The sequence below is a fragment of the Arthrobacter globiformis genome (genome assembly GCF_030818015.1).
GTDB lineage: Bacteria > Actinomycetota > Actinomycetes > Actinomycetales > Micrococcaceae > Arthrobacter > Arthrobacter globiformis_C.
Map to the genome: position 1 here is coordinate 4,238,719 of NZ_JAUSZX010000001.1, position 20,902 is coordinate 4,259,620.

At 67.0% G+C, this 20,902-nt stretch carries 16 protein-coding genes; 3 read left to right on the forward strand and 13 right to left on the reverse strand.

The window, feature by feature from the left end:
- Positions 1 to 14: 14 nt before the first annotated feature.
- The 4 genes from QFZ23_RS19890 to QFZ23_RS19905 are packed head-to-tail and all read right to left on the reverse strand — an operon-like array spanning position 15 to position 5,160.
- On the reverse strand, positions 15 to 1,541 hold the full coding sequence (locus tag QFZ23_RS19890) for a rhamnulokinase (RefSeq protein ID WP_306925601.1): 1,527 nt from the start codon (positions 1,539 to 1,541) through the stop codon (positions 15 to 17).
- Positions 1,538 to 3,577: a bifunctional aldolase/short-chain dehydrogenase gene (locus QFZ23_RS19895; RefSeq protein WP_306925603.1), complete on the reverse strand. Its 2,040-nt coding sequence runs from the start codon at positions 3,575 to 3,577 to the stop codon at positions 1,538 to 1,540. The genes QFZ23_RS19890 and QFZ23_RS19895 overlap by 4 nt, the downstream gene beginning before the upstream one ends.
- A gap of 5 nt (positions 3,578 to 3,582) precedes the next feature.
- Positions 3,583 to 4,749, reverse strand: a complete 1,167-nt coding sequence (rhaI, locus tag QFZ23_RS19900) for an L-rhamnose isomerase (RefSeq protein WP_306925605.1) — start codon at positions 4,747 to 4,749, stop codon at positions 3,583 to 3,585.
- Between the two features lie 45 nt (positions 4,750 to 4,794).
- A complete protein-coding gene (locus QFZ23_RS19905; protein ID WP_306925607.1) occupies positions 4,795 to 5,160 on the reverse strand; it encodes an L-rhamnose mutarotase in 366 nt (121 codons plus the stop codon).
- A 180-nt stretch (positions 5,161 to 5,340) separates the two neighbouring features.
- On the opposite strand from QFZ23_RS19905, the gene QFZ23_RS19910 reads away from it, so the two are divergent.
- Positions 5,341 to 6,366, forward strand: coding sequence for a LacI family DNA-binding transcriptional regulator (locus QFZ23_RS19910; protein WP_306925608.1), 1,026 nt, complete (start codon positions 5,341 to 5,343; stop codon positions 6,364 to 6,366).
- A gap of 42 nt (positions 6,367 to 6,408) precedes the next feature.
- Here QFZ23_RS19910 and QFZ23_RS19915 read toward each other — a convergent pair whose 3' ends face one another.
- Positions 6,409 to 7,074, reverse strand: a complete 666-nt coding sequence (locus QFZ23_RS19915) for a rhamnogalacturonan acetylesterase (protein ID WP_306925610.1) — start codon at positions 7,072 to 7,074, stop codon at positions 6,409 to 6,411.
- A 208-nt stretch (positions 7,075 to 7,282) separates the two neighbouring features.
- Between QFZ23_RS19915 and QFZ23_RS19920 the strand changes: the two genes are divergently transcribed.
- Complete coding sequence (locus tag QFZ23_RS19920; RefSeq protein WP_306925612.1) at positions 7,283 to 9,442, forward strand: DUF6807 family protein; 2,160 nt, start codon at positions 7,283 to 7,285, stop codon at positions 9,440 to 9,442.
- A gap of 1 nt (position 9,443) precedes the next feature.
- On the opposite strand, the gene QFZ23_RS19925 is transcribed toward QFZ23_RS19920, so the two are convergent.
- The 5 genes from QFZ23_RS19925 to QFZ23_RS19945 are packed head-to-tail and all read right to left on the reverse strand — an operon-like array spanning position 9,444 to position 14,483.
- Positions 9,444 to 10,691, reverse strand: coding sequence for an MFS transporter (locus QFZ23_RS19925; RefSeq protein ID WP_306926946.1), 1,248 nt, complete (start codon positions 10,689 to 10,691; stop codon positions 9,444 to 9,446).
- A gap of 29 nt (positions 10,692 to 10,720) precedes the next feature.
- The gene (locus QFZ23_RS19930; RefSeq protein ID WP_306925614.1) at positions 10,721 to 11,305 is read right to left on the reverse strand and encodes a Poxvirus protein I5; all 585 of its coding nucleotides are present in this window, start codon (positions 11,303 to 11,305) and stop codon (positions 10,721 to 10,723) included.
- 4 nt (positions 11,306 to 11,309) lie between these two features.
- Positions 11,310 to 12,221, reverse strand: a complete 912-nt coding sequence (locus tag QFZ23_RS19935) for a carbohydrate ABC transporter permease (RefSeq protein WP_306925615.1) — start codon at positions 12,219 to 12,221, stop codon at positions 11,310 to 11,312.
- Positions 12,218 to 13,168: a carbohydrate ABC transporter permease gene (locus QFZ23_RS19940; RefSeq protein ID WP_373427904.1), complete on the reverse strand. Its 951-nt coding sequence runs from the start codon at positions 13,166 to 13,168 to the stop codon at positions 12,218 to 12,220. The genes QFZ23_RS19935 and QFZ23_RS19940 overlap by 4 nt, the downstream gene beginning before the upstream one ends.
- Positions 13,169 to 13,202: 34 nt before the next feature.
- Positions 13,203 to 14,483: an ABC transporter substrate-binding protein gene (locus QFZ23_RS19945; RefSeq protein ID WP_306925616.1), complete on the reverse strand. Its 1,281-nt coding sequence runs from the start codon at positions 14,481 to 14,483 to the stop codon at positions 13,203 to 13,205.
- A gap of 204 nt (positions 14,484 to 14,687) precedes the next feature.
- On the opposite strand from QFZ23_RS19945, the gene QFZ23_RS19950 reads away from it, so the two are divergent.
- Entirely contained in the window at positions 14,688 to 16,703 is a 2,016-nt protein-coding gene (locus tag QFZ23_RS19950; RefSeq protein WP_306925618.1) for a beta-galactosidase, read from the forward strand.
- A 123-nt stretch (positions 16,704 to 16,826) separates the two neighbouring features.
- Here the strand turns inward: QFZ23_RS19950 and QFZ23_RS19955 are convergent, their stop codons facing one another.
- The 3 genes from QFZ23_RS19955 to QFZ23_RS19965 all read right to left on the reverse strand — a co-directional run bounded on the left by QFZ23_RS19955 (position 16,827) and on the right by QFZ23_RS19965 (position 20,251).
- Positions 16,827 to 18,194, reverse strand: coding sequence for an ABC transporter substrate-binding protein (locus tag QFZ23_RS19955; protein ID WP_306925621.1), 1,368 nt, complete (start codon positions 18,192 to 18,194; stop codon positions 16,827 to 16,829).
- A gap of 148 nt (positions 18,195 to 18,342) precedes the next feature.
- Complete coding sequence (locus QFZ23_RS19960; RefSeq protein ID WP_306925623.1) at positions 18,343 to 19,314, reverse strand: carbohydrate ABC transporter permease; 972 nt, start codon at positions 19,312 to 19,314, stop codon at positions 18,343 to 18,345.
- Positions 19,307 to 20,251 (reverse strand): carbohydrate ABC transporter permease, encoded by a 945-nt coding sequence (locus tag QFZ23_RS19965; RefSeq protein ID WP_306925624.1) that lies wholly within the window; start codon positions 20,249 to 20,251, stop codon positions 19,307 to 19,309. The genes QFZ23_RS19960 and QFZ23_RS19965 overlap by 8 nt, the downstream gene beginning before the upstream one ends.
- Positions 20,252 to 20,902 lie beyond the last annotated feature (651 nt).

Here is a 20,902-nt window from a genome sequence, read left to right on the forward strand (position 1 = left end):
TACTCCCAAGGTGTTTAATTCTTGGCGGTGTTTGAAATCAGGTCGAGGGGTTCGTAGCGGCGCAGGCTCGTTCCTGCACCGACGATCGAGCGAAGTTGCGGCAAACCGCCGGTGGCCACACCTGCCGCGCGGGCCTGGACCAGCACGTTGCCGAGGGCCGTGGCCTCAACCGGGCCGGCGATGACGGGTTTGCCGGTGGCCTGTGCCGTGAGCTGGCACAGCAGCCCGTTCTGCGAGCCGCCGCCGACGATGTGCACCACGGCCACGGCAGCACCGGCGAGGCGTTCGGCGTCGGCGATGGTGCGCGCGTACCCGGCGGCGAGGCTGTCCAGGATGCAGCGGACGATTGCTGCGGGCTCGTCGGGAAGGACGGCGCCGGTGTTGCGGGCTGCCGCGCGGATGCGGTCCGGCATGTTGTCCGGGGCGATGAAGGCGGGGTCGTCGGGGTTGATCCGCGGCCCGCCGGGCGGGAGCGCCGCGGCCGCGTCGAGGAGCTCTCCGATCGCGGGCCGGTAGCCGCCTTCGGCCCAGGTGCGCTGGCATTCGCTGAGCAGCCAGAGGCCGCCGACGTTGCGCAGGTATCGGGTGGTGCCGTCCACGCCGCGCTCATTGGTGAAGTTCGCCGCGCGGCTGGCCTCGGTGAGCACCGGGTGGTGCAGTTCCAAGCCCACGAGGGACCAGGTGCCGGAGGAAATGTAGGCGAAGTCCTCCTGCTCCGCGGGAACGGCGGCGACAGCCGAGGCGGTGTCGTGGGAGCCTACGGCCACCACCGTCGTTGCCGCGGGCAGCCCGGTCCGCTCGACGATGGAGGGGAGCAGGGTCGCCAGGGTTTCGCCGGGCTGGATCAGCGGCGGGAACAGGTCCTTGGGCAGGCCTAGTGGCCCGAACAGCTCGGTGGCCCAATCCCCCGCGACGGCGTCGAACAGCCCCGTGGTGGAGGCGTTGGTGGCCTCGGTGCGGCGCTGCCCGGTGAGCAGGAACGCGATCAAGTCGGGGATCAGCATGGCCTGCAGCCCGCCCAAAGCCGGTTCGGTGGCGAGCTGGTAGAGCGTGTTGAACTGCAGGAACTGGAGTCCCGTGGTGGCGTAGAGCCGTGCCGGGTCCAGTTTCCCGTGCACCCGGGCGACGGCGGCGCGGCTGCGTTCGTCCCGGTAGCTGTACGGCTGCGCGGTGAGTTCGCCGTCCTTGTTGACCAGTCCGTAGTCCACCGCCCAGGTGTCGATGCCGATGCTGGTGATGGTTTCCCCCCGCTCAACTGCCACCGTGCCGGCGGCAGCGAGGCCGGTGAGCACCTCGGCGAAGAGGGCGTCGAAGTCCCAGCGGAGGCCGCCGTCGCACTGCACCACGGCGTTGGGGAAACGGTGCACGACGTCGAGCGTGGCCCGCGCCGGACCGCCGTCGGCGGTGTTAGCTCCAGGCGTGCCTGATCCAGTGCTGATCCGTCCCAGGATGACGCGACCGGAGGAGGCGCCGATGTCGACGGCGGCGAACAGGCCGCCGTCGACACTTCCTTTTGCACTGGGTGCCGGTGCGGTCCTCACCGGAGGAATGCTGCCGCGACGCCGGCGTCCACGGGGATGTGCAGGCCGGTGGTGTGCGAGAGTTCGTTGCTGGTGAGCACGGCCGCGGCGTTGGCGACGTGCTCGGGCAGGACCTCGCGCTTGAGCAGGGTGCGCTGGGCATAGTACTCGCCCAGTTTCTCCTCGTCCACGCCGTAGACGGCGGCGCGCTTGGCGCCCCAGCCGCCGGCGAAGATCCCGGAGCCGCGGACCACGCCGTCGGGGTTGATGCCGTTGACGCGGATGCCGTACTCGCCCAGTTCCGCGGCGAGCAGGCGGACCTGGTGGGCCTGGTCGGCCTTGGTGGCGGAGTAGGCGATGTTGTTCGGGCCGGCGAACACGGAGTTCTTGGAGGAGATGTAGATGATGTCCCCGCCCAGGCCCTGCTCGATCATGACCTTCGCGGCGGCCTTGGCCACCAGGAAGGAGCCCTTGGCCATGACGTTGTGCTGCAGGTCCCAGTCCTTCTCGGTGGTTTCCAGCAGCGGCTTGGAGATGGACAGGCCGGCGTTGTTGACCACCAGGTCCACGCCGCCGAACGCCAGCACGGCCGCATCGATGGCCGCGGCGACCTGGGCCTCGTTGGTGACGTCCGCCTGGACGCCGACGGCGACATCCGGTCCGCCGAGTTCGGCGGCGACGGCCTGGGCGTTTTCGAGGTTCAGGTCCGCGATGACCACGCAGGCGCCCTCCGCGGCGAGGCGGGTGGCGATGGCCTTGCCGATACCGGAGGCCGCGCCGGTCACCAGCGCGATGCGGGTGGCGTGGGACTTGGGCTTGGGCATCCGGGCCAGCTTGGCTTCCTCCAGCGCCCAGTACTCGATCCGGAACTTCTCGGCCTCATCGATCGGCGCGTAGGTGGAGATCGCCTCGGCGCCGCGCATCACGTTGATCGCGTTCAGGTAGAACTCCCCGGCCACGCGGGCCGTCTGCTTGTTGGCACCGTAGGAGAACATGCCCACACCGGGAACCAGGACGATCACCGGGTCCGCACCGCGCAGGGCCGGGCTGTCTTCATCCGCGTGGCGGTCGTAGTAGGCCTGGTAGTCCTCCCGGTACGCGGCGTGCAGTTCCTTCAGCCGGGCCACGGAGTCCTCGATCGAGGCGTCCGCGGGCAGGTCCAGGATGAGCGGCTTGACCTTGGTGCGCAGGAAGTGGTCCGGGCAGGACGTGCCCAGCGCGCCCAGGCGGTGGTGCTCGGCACTCTCCAGGAATTCCAGCACGGCGGGGTCGTCGCTGAAGTGGCCCACCTGCGGCTTGTCCGCGGACGCCAGGCCGCGGATCACCGGTGCCAGCGCGGCGGCCTTCGCTTTGCGTTCGGTTTCCGCCAGCGGGGCGTAGCCGGGCAGCTTCGCACCGAAGGGTTCGGCCTTGCCGTTCTGCGCAATGTACTTCTCCGCCTCGGCGATGATCCACAGCGAGTTGGCCTCCGCTTCCTCACTGGTGGCGCCCCATGCGGTGATGCCGTGCCCGCCCAGAATGGTGCCGACGGCCTGCGGGTTGGCGTCCTTGATCGCGGCGATGTCCAGGCCCAGCTGGAAACCCGGCCGGCGCCACGGCACCCAGACCACCTTGTCCCCGAAGATCTTCGCGGTCAGCGCCTCGCCCTCGGCGGCCGTGGCGAGGGCAATGCCCGAATCGGGGTGCAGGTGGTCTACATGCGCGGCGTCCACGAGCCCGTGCATGGCGGTATCGATGGACGGGGCGGCGCCGCCCTTGCCGTGCAGGCAGTAATCGAAGGCCGCGACCATCTCGTCCTCGCGCTCCAGCCCGGGGTAGACGTTCTTCAGCGCCTGCAGCCGGTCCAGTCGGAGGACCGCGAGGTTCTGCGCCTGCAGCGTACCCAGGTCCCCGCCGGAGCCCTTCACCCAGAGGAGCTGGACGTCCTCGCCGGTGACCGGGTCCGTCTCGGTACCCTTGGCGGACGTGTTGCCGCCGGCGAAGTTCGTGTTCCGCTTGTCCGCGCCCAGGCGGTTGGAGCGGGCAATCAGTTCTTCAACAGTCTTGTTCTGTGCCATTTTCCTTACGCGCCCCATCCGGATTGCTGGCCGCCCACGCGGTCCTCGTTGATTTTCTTCTGGTAGCCGCTGGCCTTGTAGGCGGCCAGCGGGTCCGCGGGCAGCCCGCGGGATTCACGCCACTCGGCCAGGACCGGCCGGACGTCGGTGTAGAAGGCGTCGTTGAACACGGCATTCGCAGCCAGCACGTCCCCGGCGCGCTGGGCCTCCGCCAAAGCGGCCGTATCGATGAGAAGGGCCCGGGCAGTCATCTCCTGGACGTTCAGCACCGAGCGGATCTGGCCGGGGATCTTCTCCTCCAGGTTGTGGCACTGGTCCAGCATGAGCGCCACACCGGAATCCTTGCCGAAGCCGCCGCCGCGGATCACCTCGTGCATGATGCGGAACAGCTGGAACGGGTCCGCGGCGCCCACGATCAGGTCATCGTCGGCGTAGAAGCGCGAGTTGAAGTCGAACGAGCCCAGCTTGCCCAGGCGCAGCAGCTGCATGACGATGAACTCGATGTTGGTGCCGGGCGCGTGGTGGCCGGTGTCCAGGCAGACAAAGGCTTTCTCGCCCAGCGCCAGGGTCTGCGCGTACGAGGTGCCCCAGTCCGGAACGTCCGTGTGGTAGAAAGCCGGCTCGAAGAACTTGTACTCCAGCACCAGGCGCTGGTCCTCGCCCAGGCGGACGTAGATCTCCTGCAGGGACTCGGCCAGCCGGTCCTGGCGGCCGCGCATGTCATCCTGGCCCGGATAGTTCGTGCCGTCCGCAAGCCAGATCTTCAGGTCCTTCGACCCGGTGGCGTGCATGATGTCGATGCACTCAAAGTGGTGGTCGATCGCGCGGCGCCGGACGGCGTCGTCCGATGACGTCAGCGAGCCGAACTTGTACTCGTCATCCTGGAAGGTGTTCGAGTTGATCGTGCCCAGCCCCACACCGAGGCCGGCCGCATACTCCTTCAGGGCCGCGTAGTCATCCACCTTGTCCCACGGAATGTGCAGCGCCACGGTGGGCGCCAGGCCGGTGAGCTCGTGGACCTTGGCCGCATCCGCCAGTTTCTCCTGGACGGTGCGCGGGGTACCGGGCGTGCCGAACACCTTGAACCTTGTGCCCGAGTTGCCGTAGGCCCATGACGGAACCTCAATCGCAAGCTCCGAAAGCCGGCCCAGTGCCGATGCTGTGTTGTTCATGATCTTTCTTTCGTCAGTGTTTGGCAGTGACAGTGCTTGGAAGACTCAGTGCTTGGCGGTGGCGTCAGCGTTGCTGCCGGCGGCCGCGGCCAACTGCCCGTCGAGGTTGAACACCTCATCGAGGACCCGGAAGCCCTCGTCGGGCGGAACATCGCTGTCCCGGAAGAGCGTGGCCATTTCCGCCTGCCAGCGGGCGTTGACATCCGTGAGGGCCATCCGGGCCCGCACGGCGTCAAAGTCGTCGCATTCGAGGTAACCGATCAGCAGCCCGTCGTCGTCCAGGAACAGCGAGTAGTTGTTCCAGCCCGCGTCCTTGAGCGCGACCAGCATCTCCGGCCAGACGCCAGCGTGGCGACGGCGGTACTCCCCCAACAGCTCCGGCTGGACGGAGGATCGGAAGCAAACCCTCATGTTGTACTCCTGTCGACGTTTCGGTTGCGGCGGAAGAAAGCGGAACCCAATTCGCGCGGCTTTGAATATTCCCAGTCGTTGAATCGTTTCATTGGTACGATTCAAAGTACGCTGGGTTGAAGAAGGGTGTCAAGCGTTCTCACCCGGACGGGCAAATCGATCTTTCGGAGGATCACCAGAATGTCGCGGGCAGCCAGCATCAAGGACGTCGCCAACCACGCGCAGGTTGCGGTGGGAACGGTCTCCAATGTCCTCAACAATCCCGACCGCGTCTCCAAGCGCACCAAGGACAGGGTGCTGCAGGCGATCGACGAGCTCGGCTTCGTCCGCAACGACGCCGCCCGGCAGCTGCGGGCAGGGCACAGCCGGACCATCGGCGTCGTGGTCCTGGACGTCGGCAATCCATTCTTCACCTCGCTGGTCCGGGCCGCCGAGGACGCTGCGGCCGTGAACGGCAGCGCCGTACTGCTGGGCGACAGCGGCCACGACGCGAACCGGGAATCGCACTACATCGACCTCTTCCAGGAGCAACGGGTCCAGGGCCTGCTGATCTCTCCGGTGGGGGACGTGGCCGACAGGCTGGATGCCCTGCGGCAGCGCGGCGTTCCCACGGTCCTGGTGGACCGGCTGGCCGACGAGGACCGATTCAGCTCCGTCTCGGTGGATGACGACGCCGGTGGCTACCTTGCCGCCCGGCACCTCCTCGATCTCGGGCGCCGGAGGTTGGCTTTCGTGGGCGGTCCGCTGTCCATCCGCCAAGTTTCCGACCGCCTTATCGGCGCCCGCCGCGCCGTAGCCGAGGTGGACGGAGCAGCGCTGGAGGTGCTCGATTCCGACGGCCAGTCCGTGCTCGCCGGGCGCGGCGTGGGCAACAGCCTCGTGGAGCGGGGCTCCGGGGACATGCCGGACGGCATCTTCTGCGCCAACGACCTGCTGGCGCTCGGAGTCATGCAGTCGCTGACCATGATGAACGGCGTGCGCATTCCGGATGACGTGGCCCTGATTGGCTACGACGACATCGACTTTGCCGTGTCCGCCGTCGTGCCGCTCTCCTCCATCCGCCAGCCCACCGACGCAATCGGCAGGACCGCCATTGAACTCCTGACAGAGGAACTGGACGCACAGCACCCGCGGCACCGCGCCGTCGTGTTCACGCCGGAGCTGGTGGTCAGGCAAAGCACCGCAGGTGCTGAGGCGCCTCACTGACGGCCCCGCCGCTGACGTTCCCCGGATGACAATGGCGCCCGCCTAGAAGACCCCCAGCAGGTCCGGTTCCGGCCTGAAGCCCAGCACTTCGAGCCGGGCGGCCACGAACGCGGCGATCCGGCGGGCTCCCCGCTCATGGAAGTGGGTGTCGTCCAGCAGCCCGCCGGCCCAATGCGCGTGCTCGCCGGGACCAAAGTGGAAGAACAGCTCCCTGGACCCCGCCTCGCCAAGCTCGGCATACAGGGCGCGGGTCCAGGAGTTGAGGTCCACCACATCGAGGCCGAGCTCGGCGCCCAGTTCACGGACCACCGCAGGATACTCCCCCAGCGTCTCCTCTAGGACGCCATTGCTGAAATGCCGCCGCTCCACCGAGGTGCAGAGGACGGGCGTGGCCCCCTTGGCCCGCACCTCCGCCACCATCCGGCGCAGGTTGTCCGCATAGCCGCCCCGGGCGGCCAGGTGCGCGCGCTTCTGGTCGTTGTGGCCGAACTGGATGAGCACCACGTCGCCACTGACCGCCTGGTGCAGAAGTTCATGCCACAACCCCTCCTCCCGGAAGGACTCGGTGGTCGCCCCGCCCTTGGCGAAGTTGTGGACGGCACCCCACGAGTAGACCTCGGGGGCAAGATGCGCGCCCCAGCCGCTCATCGGGTACTCGTAAGTGGGGCAGTTGGCCACGGTCGAATCTCCGGCCAGCAAAATCTTCATCGCTTTCCTTCCGCATCGGTTCCTGATGATAATCAGCCGCCGACAGCCTGAAGGTCAAGCAATTTTTGAAACGTTACATACTAGGCACCAAGGGAGTAGACTAAGCAGCAGACGGAAACGGGAAAGCGCTTGCTGCTCTGAATGCAGGCTCCCCCGGCAACGGTTGACGATGGCGTCGCGCAGTACCGCAACGCCGGACAGGAGCACCATGGATACCCCGCTGACCCGGCCCAACCAACCAACCCGGCCCAACCAACCAACCCGGCCCAACCAACCAACCCAGCCTGCGAGAGAGGCTGCGGGCACCGCGCCCGGCACACAGTTACTGTCCAATGAAAGCGTTGCGCCTGTTGGGCGAGCCGCGGACCCTGCGACCCCGCACCGCACTGGTCCTGCCCGGATCGCCCTGATCGGTGTCCACGGCTTCGGCGCCCACCACCTGAAGAACCTGGACCGGCTGACCCAGGCCGGCGCGGTGGAACTCGTGGCCGTGGCGGACCCGAATCCTCCGTCCCCGGGCGCGTTGCCGGACTCGACGGCTGTCCACCCCGATCTGCGGTCCCTCCTGGCCGGCAAGCACAGCCCCGACGTGATCATTGTCGCCACCCCCATCCAGACCCACGCGCCGCTGGCCCTGGCCACCCTGGCCTCCGGCGCGGACCTCTACCTGGAGAAACCCCCGGTGGCATCGCTGGCCGACTTCCGGCAGCTGCAGGAGGCCGCCGAAGCATCCGGCCGCAGCGTGCAGATCGGGTTCCAGAGCCTCGGATCGCAGGCGCTGGCCGCCATCGACAAGCTCCTCCAGGACGGCACAATCGGCACCCTGCAGGGAATCGGTGCGACCGGACGCTGGGTGCGGGACCGGGCCTATTACAAGCGCTCCCGATGGGCCGGCAAGCGGAGCCTGGACGGTGTGGACGTGGTGGACGGCGTCGCCACCAATCCCCTGGCACACGCCATCGCCACTGCCCTGCGCATCGCGGGCGCCCGCACCGTGGAGGACGTCGCCTCCGTGGAGACGGACCTCTACCGTGCGAACGACATCGAGTCCGATGACACGTCCGTCATCAGGATCCGGACCGCCGCCGGACTGCCCATTACCTGCGCCCTGACACTCTGCGCGTCGGAGGCCGTGGAGCCCTACATCACCCTGCAGGGCTCCGAGGGAACGGCCGTTTTCCACTACACGGAGGACCGGCTGGACATCAGCAACGCGGGCGGAGAGCGCTCGCAGGAGTTCGGCCGCGACGACCTGACGGAAAACCTGCTGGAGCACCTCGCCACGGGCAAGGAACTCACCAGCGCCCTCAACGACTCCGGCGCGTTCATGCTGGTGCTCGAGGCTGTCCGCACGGCCGAGCCGCCGGTGCCGGTCAGCCCCGCCCACGTGCTCTGGAAGGGCGAGGGCGACGCGGCCCATGCCGTGATAGCCGGCATTGAGGACGCCCTGGAGCGGGCCATCAGCGCGCACGCCACCTTCAGCGAACTGGCCCTGCCGTGGGCGCGCCCCGCGGATCCCGCCAAGGCCGGCACCCTATTCAACGCCGGTGGCAGGCCGGTGGCGGTCCTGCGTACCGGTGCCGGACTCAACGAGGCGTTGTCACCACGCCCCTACCTGCACCCCGTCGCCACCCTCGGCGGAACCGTGGTGACGGAGCATCTGCCCGCCGACCACCCGTGGCATCTGGGCGCCGGCTTCGCGCTCCAGGACGTCAACGGCACCAACTTCTGGGGCGGAAAGACGTACACGCGCGACGCCGGAGCGTACGTGTCCCGGCAGGACCACGGCCGGATCGAACTGCTCGGCGCCAACGACGACGAGCCGGACACCCGGCAGCTCCGCTGGCTCGGCAGGGACGGCCAGCCCCTGCTGACCGAACAGCGGACCCTCAGCTGCGAGATCCTGGGCGAGCGCGTGTGGCGCATGGACGTGAGCAGCGAGGTGACCGCCGTCGTCGACGTTTCACTGGGCAGCCCCGGCTCCAACGGCGCCGCGGGCAGCGGCTATGGTGGCTTCTTCTGGCGCCTTCCGGCCTGCAGCGGCGCCCGCATCTTCACGTCCGACGCCGAGGGGGAACCGGCCGTCCACGGTGCCGTTGCGCCGTGGCTGGCGTGGACCGCCTCCTTCGGCGAAGTCCCCGGCATCCGGTCGGGGCAGCCCGCGACGCTCGTGTTCAGGGCGCCGGACGAGGCCGCCGATCCGTGGTTTGTCCGCTGCTCCGGCTACCCCGCCGTCGGGTCGGCCCTGGCCTGGGACAGACCGGTGGCGCTGGCCGCGGGGCAATCACTTCGGCGGAGCCTGAGCGTGTGGATGTGCGACGGCGAACTGTCGCCCGCCGCCGTCGAATCCCTGGTGAGTCGGCGTTAGATTAAGCAGCCGTCCGGCGGCCGTGGAGCCACAGCAGGCACGCAATCACGGCGGCGGAAACCATCCCCAGCGCGCCGGTCACCACCAGCCCCGCCCGGACGCCGAGCCACTCCGTCAGCCAGCCGGCCAGCAGCCCGCCGAGCGCATGGCCGCCCAGCAGGAGCGGCAGGTATAGGGCCATGACGCGGCCCCGGACACCCGCCCCGGCCTCCAGCTGCACGGCCGTGGCGGCGCTGGTGAGGAACAGCAGGGTCATGAAACCGACCGCCACCAGCATCGCCATGAACAGCTCCGGGCTGGGCATGACGGCGGCGATGAGCTGTGCGAGTCCAAAGAGCCCGGCGCTGGCCACGATGCCCTTCCGGCCGAACCGCTGCAGCCTGGACGCCACGACGGCGCCGGCAAGGGCCCCCACAGCGCTCAGGGTGTTGAACAAGCCAAAGCCGGCTGCGCCGCTGTGCCAAACCGAGCTGGCAAAGGCGGCCAGCACCACCGGCCCGTTCATCCCGAATGCGCCGAGCAACCCGGCGAGCATCATTACCAGGAGCAGCCGCGGGCGGTCGCGCACGTAACGGAAGCCCGCAAGCACCCGGCCCCGGCCGCGGACCGCAGGCGTGCCCGGGTGGAGTTCGCCCGGCCGGATGGCGGCAATCATGGCCAGCACCGCCAGGCACAGCACGGCGTTGGCCGCGAAGGCGGCCGCGGATCCGGCCCCGGCGACCACGAGCCCGCCCAGGGCCGGCCCGGCCATGGCCCCGAGCTGCCCGATGGCGTTGTTGAGTCCGATTGCCACCGGAAGGCCGGCGTCGCCCACCACTTCGTTCACGAACACCTGGCGGGCTGGGCCGTCCAGGGCGCTGGTGATGCCCAGCAGGATGCAGCTGGCGTAGACAACCTCGACGGCGATGCTGCCGCCAGCGTCCCAGACGGCGAGGCCGCCGGCCAGGACGGCGGTGGCGGACTGGCAAAGAAGAAGGATGCGGCGCTTGGGAAAGAGATCCACAACCACGCCGCCGAGCGGCCCCACCACCAGCAGGGGCAGGAACTGCAGCGCCACGGCAACGCCCACCGCGGCCGGGCTTCCGGTCAGCTGCAGCACCAGCCAGTCCTGGGCAAGCCGCTGCATCCAGACGCCCGTGCCTCCCGCGAGCTGAATGCCCGCGAAGATGCGGTAGTTGCGCTGCGCGAGGGGCCGGTACCACCTGCCGTCCGTGGACTTCGGTTGTCCGGAGGCCTTTTCCTGATAAATCTTGCCTGGGGAGGATCTCCGACGGGACGTCACGTCAGCTGACTGGCCTCTGCGCGTAGCCTGACCGCTGCTGCGGCGAGCACGAGGCAGCCCGGCACCACGACTACAAGCGCCGGCAGCATCCATACGAAGACGGCCGTCAGGCCCAATGCCGCCACCAGGAGCAACGAACCGGACCAGTCCGCCACGGACTCCTTCCGGGCTGCTGCCAGTGCTTCCGCCCAATGACCGGGTTGCCACCGGGACGCCGTCCTCAGCAGCAGCACCGTGGCCGCCGCGGCCAGGAGCAGCGTCGCCGGCAGGACAACGGCCCGCCCCGGCAGCTGCCCTGCTGCCGTGAGCAGCAGGTTGATGATGACGACGGCGGCAACGGCCGCCGTCGTAAGCCCGAGTTTTAGGCTCCCGGGCAAGGCGGCCCGGAACGTGCTCCAGAGGCCCGGGACGGAGTCGTCCCGCCCGGCGAGGTGCCGCCCCAGGTGGGCGGTGCCGGCCGCATACGCGGCCGGCACGGTGACCAGGGGAACGGAGAATGCAAGCACGATGACGCCGGCCAGCATCGTCTCGGAGAAGAGCGCGAACCGGATGACGGGGACACTTTCGGTTTCGGCGGCCATGGCGTCAGCCCTTGAGGCCCTGGGTGGAGACGCCCTCCACGATGTAGCGCTGGAAGATCAGGAAGAACACCAGCACAGGGAGCAGGGCCAGGACCGACATGGCGATCATCGCGCCGTAGTCGGAGCTCTGGGTCTGGTCGACGAAGAGCCGGAGGGCCAGGGGCAGCGGGTACTTTTCCGGTGAGTTCAGGTAGAGCAGCGGGCCCAGGAAGTCGTTCCAACTCCAGATGAAGGCGAAAATGGACGAGCTGATGAGGGCCGGCTTCATCAGCGGCAGCATGATGCTGCAGAAGATCCGCACGTGGCCCGCGCCGTCGATGATCGCTGCCTCGTCCAACTCCCGGGGCAGGTTGCGCATGAACTGCACCATGAGGAAAACGAAGAAGGCATCCGCGGCCAGGAACTTCCCGATCAGCAGGGGAATGTAGGTGTCCACGAGCCCCAGCTGCTGGAAGACGATGTACTGCGGGATGATCACCACGTGGAACGGCAGCAGCAGGGTGGCGATCATCATGCCGAAGAAGATACTGCGGCCGGGGAACTTGATCCGGGCGAAGGCGTAGGCGGAAACGGTCGCCGAGAGCACCGTCCCGATCACCGAGGCGAGGGCCAGCACCACCGAGTTCGCGAAGAACTGAGCCGTGGAGACACCGCCAATGCCGCCCATCGCGGTCACGAAGTTGTCGAAGCTGAAGTTTGAGCTCCAGATCGACGAGTTGCCGATGATCTCACTGCTGGGTTTGAAGGCCGAGCTGACCATCCACAGCGCCGGGTAGAGCACGACGGCGATGAGGGCCAGCGAGACGGCGTGAAACACGATGCCGCGGGCGCGCTTGGCCGCGCGGGAGTCGGCCTTGGGGTTGTACTCGGACGCATCAGCGGTCCGGGCTTGGGTGGGTGGGCTGAGTATGGTCATTTTGCATCACCGCTGTAGTGGACCCAGGACTTGGAGGTACGGAAGAAGATCAGCGTGATGACGCCGACGGCGATCACCAGCAGCCAGGCCATGGCGGAGGCATAGCCCATCCGGAAGTCGCTGAAGCCCCGGAGGTAGAGGTAGAGGGTGTAGAAGAGGGTGGAGCCGGCCGGGCCGCCTTCACCGTTGGAGATGATGTAGGCCGAGGCGAAGATCTGGAACGCGTGGATTGTCTCCAGGAGGAGGTTGAAGAAGACCACCGGGGAGAGCATCGGGAACGTGATGTTCACGAACTTCCGGAACCGGCCGGCGCCGTCCACGGAGGCAGCCTCGTACAGCTCCTGCGGGATCTGCTTCAGGCCGGCCAGGAAGATCACCATGGGGGCGCCGAACTGCCAGACCGTCAGCAGGATCATCATGGGCATGGTCATGGACGGGTTGCCCACCCAGCCGCCGAGGTTGATGCCGAAGAAGGACAGGCCCTGATCCACCGGGCCGGAGTCGCCGAACATGGCCTTCCACACGATCGCGATCGAGACGCTGGCCCCGATCAGCGAGGGCGCATAGAAAGCCGAGCGGTAGAAACCCTGGCCGCGGGTGGCAGCGTTGAGCAGCAGGGCCACCGCGAGCGCCGCGGCAAGCTTCAGCGGGGTTCCGAACACCACGTAGCCCAGCGTGACGCCCACCGACTGCAGGAAGCGCTCGTCCTGGAACAGGCTGGTGTAGTTCTCGAGGCCGATCCACTTGGGCGCCTCGAAGAGGTTGTAGTTGGTGAAGGAGAGGTAGAGCGAGGACAGCATCGGGCCCACGGTCAGGAGAATGAAGCCCAGCAGCCAGGGCAGCAGGAAGGTGTAGCCGGCACGGGTGTCCGCACCCCGCCGGCGCGGTGCACGCGCGGGCGGGGCGGCGGCTGGGGCGCCGCTGTGGCGGGTCAGGGTCTGAGTCACGAAAGAGTCCTTGTCAGGTTCTGCAGCGCGTACGCTACGCGTTCTGTTTGATGACGTCTTCGGCTTCCTTGAACCACTGGTCCACGGCTCCGTCCACAGTGAACTTGCCGTAGTTCAGGTCCTCGTTGACCCGCAGGAAGGCGGCCTCGAGGGTGCCGAAGCCGACGATCGGGGGTTCTGGGGCGTCCTTGAGGTACTTGCCGATGGAGGTTTCGTAGTCGACCACGGCTTTGTCGGTGCCTTCGAAGGTGGTGCCGTCCCGCTGCGTCTTGGAGGCGGGCACACCGCGGGAGGTCTTGAAGATGTCGCCCACCTCGGGGTCGTTGACCATGAAGTCGATGAAGCGGGCGGCCGCGTCTTTGTACTTGGTCTTGGCGCTGGCCACCATGAGCATGGACGGCTTGAGGAACAGGCCGAGGTTTTCCGGATCATCGGACGGGATGGGCACCAGCTTGAGCTCCTTGGCTCCGCTGTCCTTGAGGTAGCCGGCCATGAAGTTGTCCCAGGTGTTCTCCGAGACGGTGAGGTTGGAGCCGAACGGGCTCTTCGGCTTGACCTGGGCGCTGCGGTCCGCCGGGACCACGGCGTTGGTGCCGCGGAGGTCTGAGTTCATGTTCAGCCAGGTGCGCAGGTCGTCCTTGCTGAAGCCGAGCTTGCCGTCACCGGTGAAGGCGTCGATGCCCTTCTGCCGCAGCCAGATGTTGAACTGCCACCAGATGCCGGTGAAATCGGACCCACCGAAGTACTTTCCGCCGCCGGCCTGCCCGATCTTGGTGAGCCAGGCCTTGTACTCTGCATAGGTCCACGTGCCGGCCGGCTCGGCCACGCCGATTTCCTTGAGTTTGGCCGGATCGTAGTAGACGGCGAAGGCGTTGGTGCTGGTGGGGATGCCGTAGGTCTTGCCCCGGATCTGGCCGGACGGCAGCAGGGTCTTGTCGAAGGCGTCGGTGTTGATCTTGACGGTGCCGAGATCCAGGAGCTGGTTCCGCTGGGCGTAGTCGCGCAGGTAGGAAAGGTCCCACTGCATGACGTCCGGGAGTCCGCCGCCGGCGGCCTCGGTGGCGCGCTTCTGCCAGTAGCCGGCGAAGTCGGTGAAGTTGCCGTTGACCTTGACGTCCGGGTTCTTCTTCTCGAACACGGCGATGGCCTTGCGGGTGCGCTCCGCCCGGTCGTCGTTGCCCCACCACGTGTAGGTGATGGTTACGGGGTTGTCGGCGGAGCCTGTCTGGCCTGCCGGTGCACCGCACGCGGCCAGCGTAGCTGCGGACACCGTTCCTGCCGCCACCGCGGTAAGAAATTTCCTTCTGCTGATCATTGGGAGCCTCCTTGCTCATGTTGCTGCTCAACGAGCGCAAACTTTTTTCGAAAACTTCGACAACTTGGAGTCGTGATCTGGATTACACCATCTCTGAATCGATACAATAGCTACATCGGCCACCCTCGGCAAGCGTTTTCCAGACTTCCTGTTTCAACTCTTCCCGTTTCAACCGCCCGCATCCGGCCACGACGAAGGAGCCTCATGCCCACCCCAGCGTCCCCTCCCCCAACCCCGGCCTGGAACAGCGGTTCCGGCCTGGCATTCGGCGGTGACTACAATCCCGAGCAGTGGCCGGCCGACGTCCGGCTGGAGGACATCGGGCTCATGAAGGAGGCCGGCGTGACCCTCCTCAGCGTGGCCATTTTTTCGTGGGCGCTCCTGGAGCCACGTGAAGGGGAGTACGACTTTTCCTGGCTGGATGAGGTGCTGGACAACCTGGATGGCGCAGGCATCAAGGTTGCCCTCGCCACGGCCACGGCCGCTCCCCCGGCCTGGCTGGTGCGGAAGCATCCGGAAGTGCTGCCGGTAACGGCGGAGGGCACCGTCCTGGAACGCGGCTCCCGGCGGCACTACTCGCCGTCGTCCGCTGTTTACCGCCGGTATGCCACCGGCATTACCCGAAAATTGGCTGAACGGTACAGGGACCATCCGGCGCTGGCGCTGTGGCACGTGGACAACGAGCTCGGCTGCCACGTGTCAGAGTTTTACGGCGAGGAGGACGCCGCGGCGTTCCGGCGCTGGCTGGAGCGGCGCTACGGCAGCATCGAGGCGCTGAACGAGGCCTGGGGAACGGCCTTCTGGTCGCAGCACTATGCCTCGTTCGAGGAGATCATCCCGCCGCGGGCGGCCCCCACCACCCTCAATCCGACGCAGCGGCTGGACTTCCAGCGGTTCAGTTCCTGGGTGCTGATGGACTACTACCGGAGCCTGCTGGCGGTGATCCGGGAGGTGACTCCCGACGTTCCGGCCACCACCAACCTCATGGTTTCCAGCGCCACCAAGTCCATGGACTACTTCGACTGGGCGAAGGACCTGGACGTGGTGGCCAACGACCACTACCTGGTGGCCGCGGACCCGGAGCGGGAGATCGAACTGGCGTTCAGCGCGGACCTCACGCGCGGTGTCGCGGGCAACAGGCCTTGGATCCTGATGGAACACTCGACGTCGGCCGTGAACTGGCAGCCACGCAACCAGCCGAAGATGCCCGGGGAACTGCTGCGGAACTCCCTGGCGCACGTGGCCCGCGGCGCCGATGCCGTCATGTTTTTCCAGTGGCGGCAGAGCGTTGCCGGGGCCGAGAAATTCCATTCGGCGATGGTGCCGCACGGCGGCCGCGGCACCCGGGTGTGGCGCGAGGTGGTGGCCCTCGGCGAAGCCCTGAAGCGGCTCGGCCCGGTCAAGGGCTCCACGGTGGAATCCCGGGTGGCCATCGTGTTCGACTACGAGGCATGGTGGGCCAGCGAACTGGACTCGCACCCGAGCGAGGATGTGAAGTACCTCGACCTGCTCCGCGCGTTCCACCGCTCGCTGTTCCGGCGCGGCGTGGGCGTGGATTTCGTCCATCCCGCCGCAGACCTAGGGGGCTATGACCTGGTCCTGGTGTGCACCCTCTACTGCGTCACCGACGCCGCCGCGGCCAACATCGCCCGCGCCGCCGAGGCAGGCGCCACGGTGCTGGTCAGCTACTTCAGCGGCATCGTGGACGAACGGGACCACATCCGGCTGGGCGGCTACCCGGGCGCCTTCCGGGAACTGCTGGGAATCCGGACCGAGGAGTTCCATCCGCTGCTCGAAGGCGGGCGGGTGACTCTGAGCGACGGCACCGTTGGCCGGATCTGGAGCGAGCACGTCCACGCGGAAAGCGCGGAACCCCTGGCCACCTTCACCAGTTACCCGCTCGACGGAATCCCGGCGCTGACCCGGAGGACCGCGGGCGGCGGCGCGGCCTGGTACCTGGCCACGCTCCCCGACCGTGACGGCATCGAACGCCTGCTGGACAGGCTCCTGGCCGAAGCGGGAGTGGCGGCCTCTGCGGAGGCCGCTGCCGGCGTCGAACTTACCCGGCGGGTCACGGCGGACGGGCGCCGCTTCCTCTTCGCCATCAACCACGGCCGGGAGGATGCGGCGGTGAAGGCCGACGGCGAGGAACTGTTGGGCGGCGGGCGTTTCGGCGGGAGTGTTCCCGGCGGAGGGGTGGCCGTGATCGCCGAGGACTGAGCGTCCCATGGAGTTCCTGTACAGCTCATGGCCCCCGAAGTCGCGGTAGGTGTACAGCCGCCGGAACGCGGAAAACCCCTGGCAGTCTCCCAGCGGAGACGCCCGGGGTTTTCCTGAGCGGAGCTAACTGCTGATCGCGGACTTCATCTCGTCCACGGCTTTCGTGCCGGCGTCCTGGGTGGAGAGCCTGTTGAACAGCACCTCGGAGCTGTAGCGCTTGATGATCTCCTGGATGGCGCCCGCGCCCTTCGGCGGCGGCGCCGGGGCCTCGCCGAGTTCGCCCTTGATCTGGTCAATGAACTTGACCACCTTGACGTCGGCGGGAGTCAGCTTGGACTGGATTGCGGCACGGACCTGGGAGTTGGGGTAGACGCCGCGGTCTGCCAGCAGGATTTCGCCGGCCTTCGTGTCGTTGGCCAGGAAGTTGATGAACTTGGCCACCTCCTCGGGGTGCTTGGTCCGAGAGGATGCGGACCAGAACTGGGAGGCCTTGTACCAGAGCTGGGTGTCCGCCGCCTTGCCCGTCTTGGAGGGGAACCTGAGCACCTGCAGCTCACCGCCGGCAGCCTTCTCCAGTGCCGGCAGCTGGTTGGACCACCAGAAGGCCAGCCCGTTCTTGCCGGTGGCCAGGCCGCTCTGGTCCAGCGGGGCCGCCTCGGCCTCGACTACCTCCGAGGCCGAGGGAACGGCCTTCTTCTCGCTCAGCTGCTTGAGGAAGTCCCACCAGCCGGCGATGTCCGACGGTTCGAACCCGAGCTTGCCGTCCGGGGTGTAGAGGGACTTGCCGTTCTGCCGCAGCCAGACGCCGAGGGAGGCCTCGTCGGTGCCGTAGGCGGCGGCTCCGTAGGTTCCCTTGGGAGACTTGGCGGTCACCTCGGCCGAGATGCGCTCGAAGTCCTCCCAGGTCCAGGTCTTGTCATCCGGGAGCGCCACACCGGCCGCCTTGAACACCGCCGGGTTGGCAAGGATGGTCGCCGCGTTGATGCCTGCGGCGATGCCGGTGAGGCCGTCTTCGCTCTTGCCGGCGTTCAGGGCCGCCTCGTCCAGCTTCGAGGTGTCGATGCCGTACTTGGAAAGGTCCAGCAGTGCACCGCGGGAGGAGTATTCGGTGATGTACTTCTCGTCCATCTGGATAATGTCCGGTGCATCGTTGGCGGCAACCTGGGTGGCGAGCTTGTCCCAGTAGCCGCTCCAGTCGCCGTATTCGGCCTTGATCTTGATGTTGGGATTCTCCGCCTCAAACGCCGCGATGGCGGCCTGGGTTACTTGGGCGCGCTTGTCGCCGCCCCACCAGGAGAACCGCGGTTCCACCTTGCCGTCTGCACTGGACTGGGCGGGTCCGCCGCAGGCACTCAGGGCAAGGACGGCGGCGGCTGCGGCGGCCACGGCCGCGGTGGCGCGGAGGCGGCGTTTTGGTTTTGCTTGTTTTGCTAGTTTTGCTGGGTCGGCGCCGGGTGCGGCTGCCGATGCGGGCCGGGGAAAGAGTGGCACTGGAAACTCCGATCTTCTTTGATCCTGGAAGCGACTAAGAAACAGATCTCGCTGGGAAAGCGCTTTCTCGTCCATTTAGATTATAAGTAGGTGACTTGTATTACAAGTGTTCTCTTTTATGACAGGGGGTGGCAGCCAGCCGGCCGGGCTATTTGATGCCGGTGGTGGCGATGCCCTTGATGAGGAAACGCTGGCCGAACAGGAACACCAGGAACACGGGCAGCAGGGACACGATGGACATCGCGAACAGCGAACCCCAGCTGGTGGCGGACTGCGAGTCGACGAAGGCGCGCAGCGCGACGGGAACCGTGAACATTTCCGGGTCGGTCAGGTAGATCAGGGCCCCGAAGAAGTCGTTCCAGGTCCAGATGAAGGTGAAGATCGTGGTGGTGGCGAGCGCCGGCACCATCAGGGGCAGGATGACCCGCAGGAAGATGCGGGGGTGGCCGGCCCCGTCGATCCTGGCCGCCTCGTCAAGCTCCTTGGGGATGCCGCGGATGAACTGGACCATGAGGAACACGAAGAACGCGTCCGTAGCCAGCAGCTTGGGCACAATGAGCGGCCAGAAGGTGTTCACCCAGCCGATCTGGGAGAACAGGATGTACTGCGGAACGATCACCACGTGGAACGGCAGCATGATGGTCAGGAGCATGATGCCGAAGAACAGCTTCTTTCCGCTGAACTGGAGCCGGGCGAAGGCGTAAGCGGCCATGGAGCACGAGATCAGGTTGCCCAGGATGGAGCCGATCACCACGATGGCCGAGTTGAGCATGTAGTGGCCGAACGGATGGCTCAGCGCGGACCAACCGTCCGTGTAGTTGCCCATCTCCAGGCTGTTCAGCCACAGGCCCGGGTCGCGGAAGATGAGGTCGTTGGGCCGCAGCGAGGACACCACCATCCACAGCAGCGGGTAGATCATGATCCCGCCGGTGATGATCAGCAGTGCGTGCTTGGCCAGCGCCTTGACGCGCGCACTGCGGCTAAAGGCCAGGGTACCGCGCGATTCCCGCGGCCGGCCGGCGTTGCCCCGGGTCCTGTTGCCCCTGGTCCTGCTTCCGGGAGTTTTTCCGCCTGGGCCCTGCTCCTGCTCGGGGGCGGGCAGTGTCTGAAGTTTAGTCATCGTAGAACACCCAATACTTTGAAGCGATGAAGTTGACGGCCGTGAAGGCGCCGATGATCAGGAGGAGGAACCAGGCCATGGCCGAGGCGTAGCCCATGTCGAACTGGCCGAAGCCTTTTTGATAGAGGTACAGCGTGAAGAACATGGTGGAGTCCGACGGCCCGCCATTGCCGCCCGAGACGATGAAGGCCTGGGTGAAGGACTGGAAGGAGCCAATGATCTGCAGCACCAGGTTGAAGAAGATGATGGGGCTGAGCATGGGAAGCGTGATCCGCCAGAACTTCTGCAGCGTAGTCGCCCCGTCTACCTCCGCCGCCTCGTAGTACATGTTGGGGATCTGGCGCAGCCCGGCGAGGAAGATGATCATGGGGCTGCCGAAGGTCCAGACGTGCAGCAGGATGATGGACCCGAGCGACGTGCTTGGATCCGAGATCCAGCCGGGTCCCGCGATGCCGAACATGGCCAGCACCTGGTTGACCAGCCCGGTGGTGCCAAAGATCTGCTTCCACAAGATGGCGACGGCGACCGACCCGCCCAGGAGGGAGGGGAGGTAGAACACCGAGCGGTAGAAGGGCAGACCGCGGAGCCCCTTGTCGAGCACCAGCGCGATCAGCAGTGCGACCGCCAGCTGCAGCGGAACACCCACAAGCACATACGTGAAAGTCACCCGCAGCGAGTTGTGAAGCCGGGCGTCGCCGAGCATCCGGGTGAAGTTGTCCAGTCCCGTCCATTCCGGCGGCTGCAGGAGGTTGTAGTCGGTGAATGCCAAGTAAAGCGACATCAGCATGGGGCCGACCGTGATGACCACGAGCCCCACGAGCCACGGCAGGAGGAAGATGTAGGCGGCCTTGTTGTCGCGCCGGCTGGCCCGCTTTTCTTCCTGGGACACCGGTCCCTTGCGGCGGGACATCGACGACAGTTCGCTGATGGCGCTCACTGGCGCCTCCCGACGTCACCGGGGGCGCCGGGCGTCCCCTCGTGCTGCTGTGCGGCCATGTGGTCTCCTTTGGTCATCGTGGCCTTCCACGGATTGGTACATGCCTAAGGGTTGATGCAGGCAACGGATGCCGCCAAATCATGCTCCCAATGTGGCCCGAAGGTGACTCAGGCAACGGCGGCTCCGTACCAAAGTAAACGGTTTCTTGACCGGTGTACACCCCTTTGCTAATTTTTGAGAAAGCGTTTTCCGACTAGGGAGCGCTGGGAGCGCCGCTGCGCGTGAACTGCGAAAGGCAGGACAAGGATGTTTGCACCCAGGAGAACCCCGGCATGATTTCAGCCCGGGATGGCGCCCCCGGAAGTGCCGCCGTCGAAGACTCTTTTCCGGCCGCTCCCGTCCCGCCCTGCGCGGGCCGGCCCAGCGATGCCCGGCCCAGCGCCATCGGCGGCTATGAGGACTGGCCCGGCTTCATGGCGGCCGCCCCGCATTACCGCGCGGCAGCCAGCCGGAGCCAGGAGCTGGCTGACTTCCTCGGCGTTCCTGACATCCCGGCCAGGCCCGCCGTCCGTGTGGACTCGGAGGAAACCAACGACGGCGTGACTACCTCCCGCTTGAGCTGGCAGCTGGGCTTTGGCCCGCGCACCACTG

Coding starts and splice junctions, on each gene's coding strand:
- QFZ23_RS19895 (WP_306925603.1), bottom strand. CDS start 3,577: ATGGCACAGAACAAGACTGTTGAAGAACTGATTGCCCGCTCCAACCGC.
- QFZ23_RS19950 (WP_306925618.1), top strand. CDS start 14,688: ATGCCCACCCCAGCGTCCCCTCCCCCAACCCCGGCCTGGAACAGCGGT.
- QFZ23_RS19910 (WP_306925608.1), top strand. CDS start 5,341: ATGTCGCGGGCAGCCAGCATCAAGGACGTCGCCAACCACGCGCAGGTT.
- QFZ23_RS19960 (WP_306925623.1), bottom strand. CDS start 19,314: ATGACTAAACTTCAGACACTGCCCGCCCCCGAGCAGGAGCAGGGCCCA.
- QFZ23_RS19945 (WP_306925616.1), bottom strand. CDS start 14,483: ATGATCAGCAGAAGGAAATTTCTTACCGCGGTGGCGGCAGGAACGGTG.
- QFZ23_RS19905 (WP_306925607.1), bottom strand. CDS start 5,160: ATGAGGGTTTGCTTCCGATCCTCCGTCCAGCCGGAGCTGTTGGGGGAG.
- rhaI (WP_306925605.1), bottom strand. CDS start 4,749: ATGAACAACACAGCATCGGCACTGGGCCGGCTTTCGGAGCTTGCGATT.
- QFZ23_RS19930 (WP_306925614.1), bottom strand. CDS start 11,305: ATGGCCGCCGAAACCGAAAGTGTCCCCGTCATCCGGTTCGCGCTCTTC.
- QFZ23_RS19920 (WP_306925612.1), top strand. CDS start 7,283: ATGGATACCCCGCTGACCCGGCCCAACCAACCAACCCGGCCCAACCAA.
- QFZ23_RS19935 (WP_306925615.1), bottom strand. CDS start 12,221: ATGACCATACTCAGCCCACCCACCCAAGCCCGGACCGCTGATGCGTCC.
- QFZ23_RS19915 (WP_306925610.1), bottom strand. CDS start 7,074: ATGAAGATTTTGCTGGCCGGAGATTCGACCGTGGCCAACTGCCCCACT.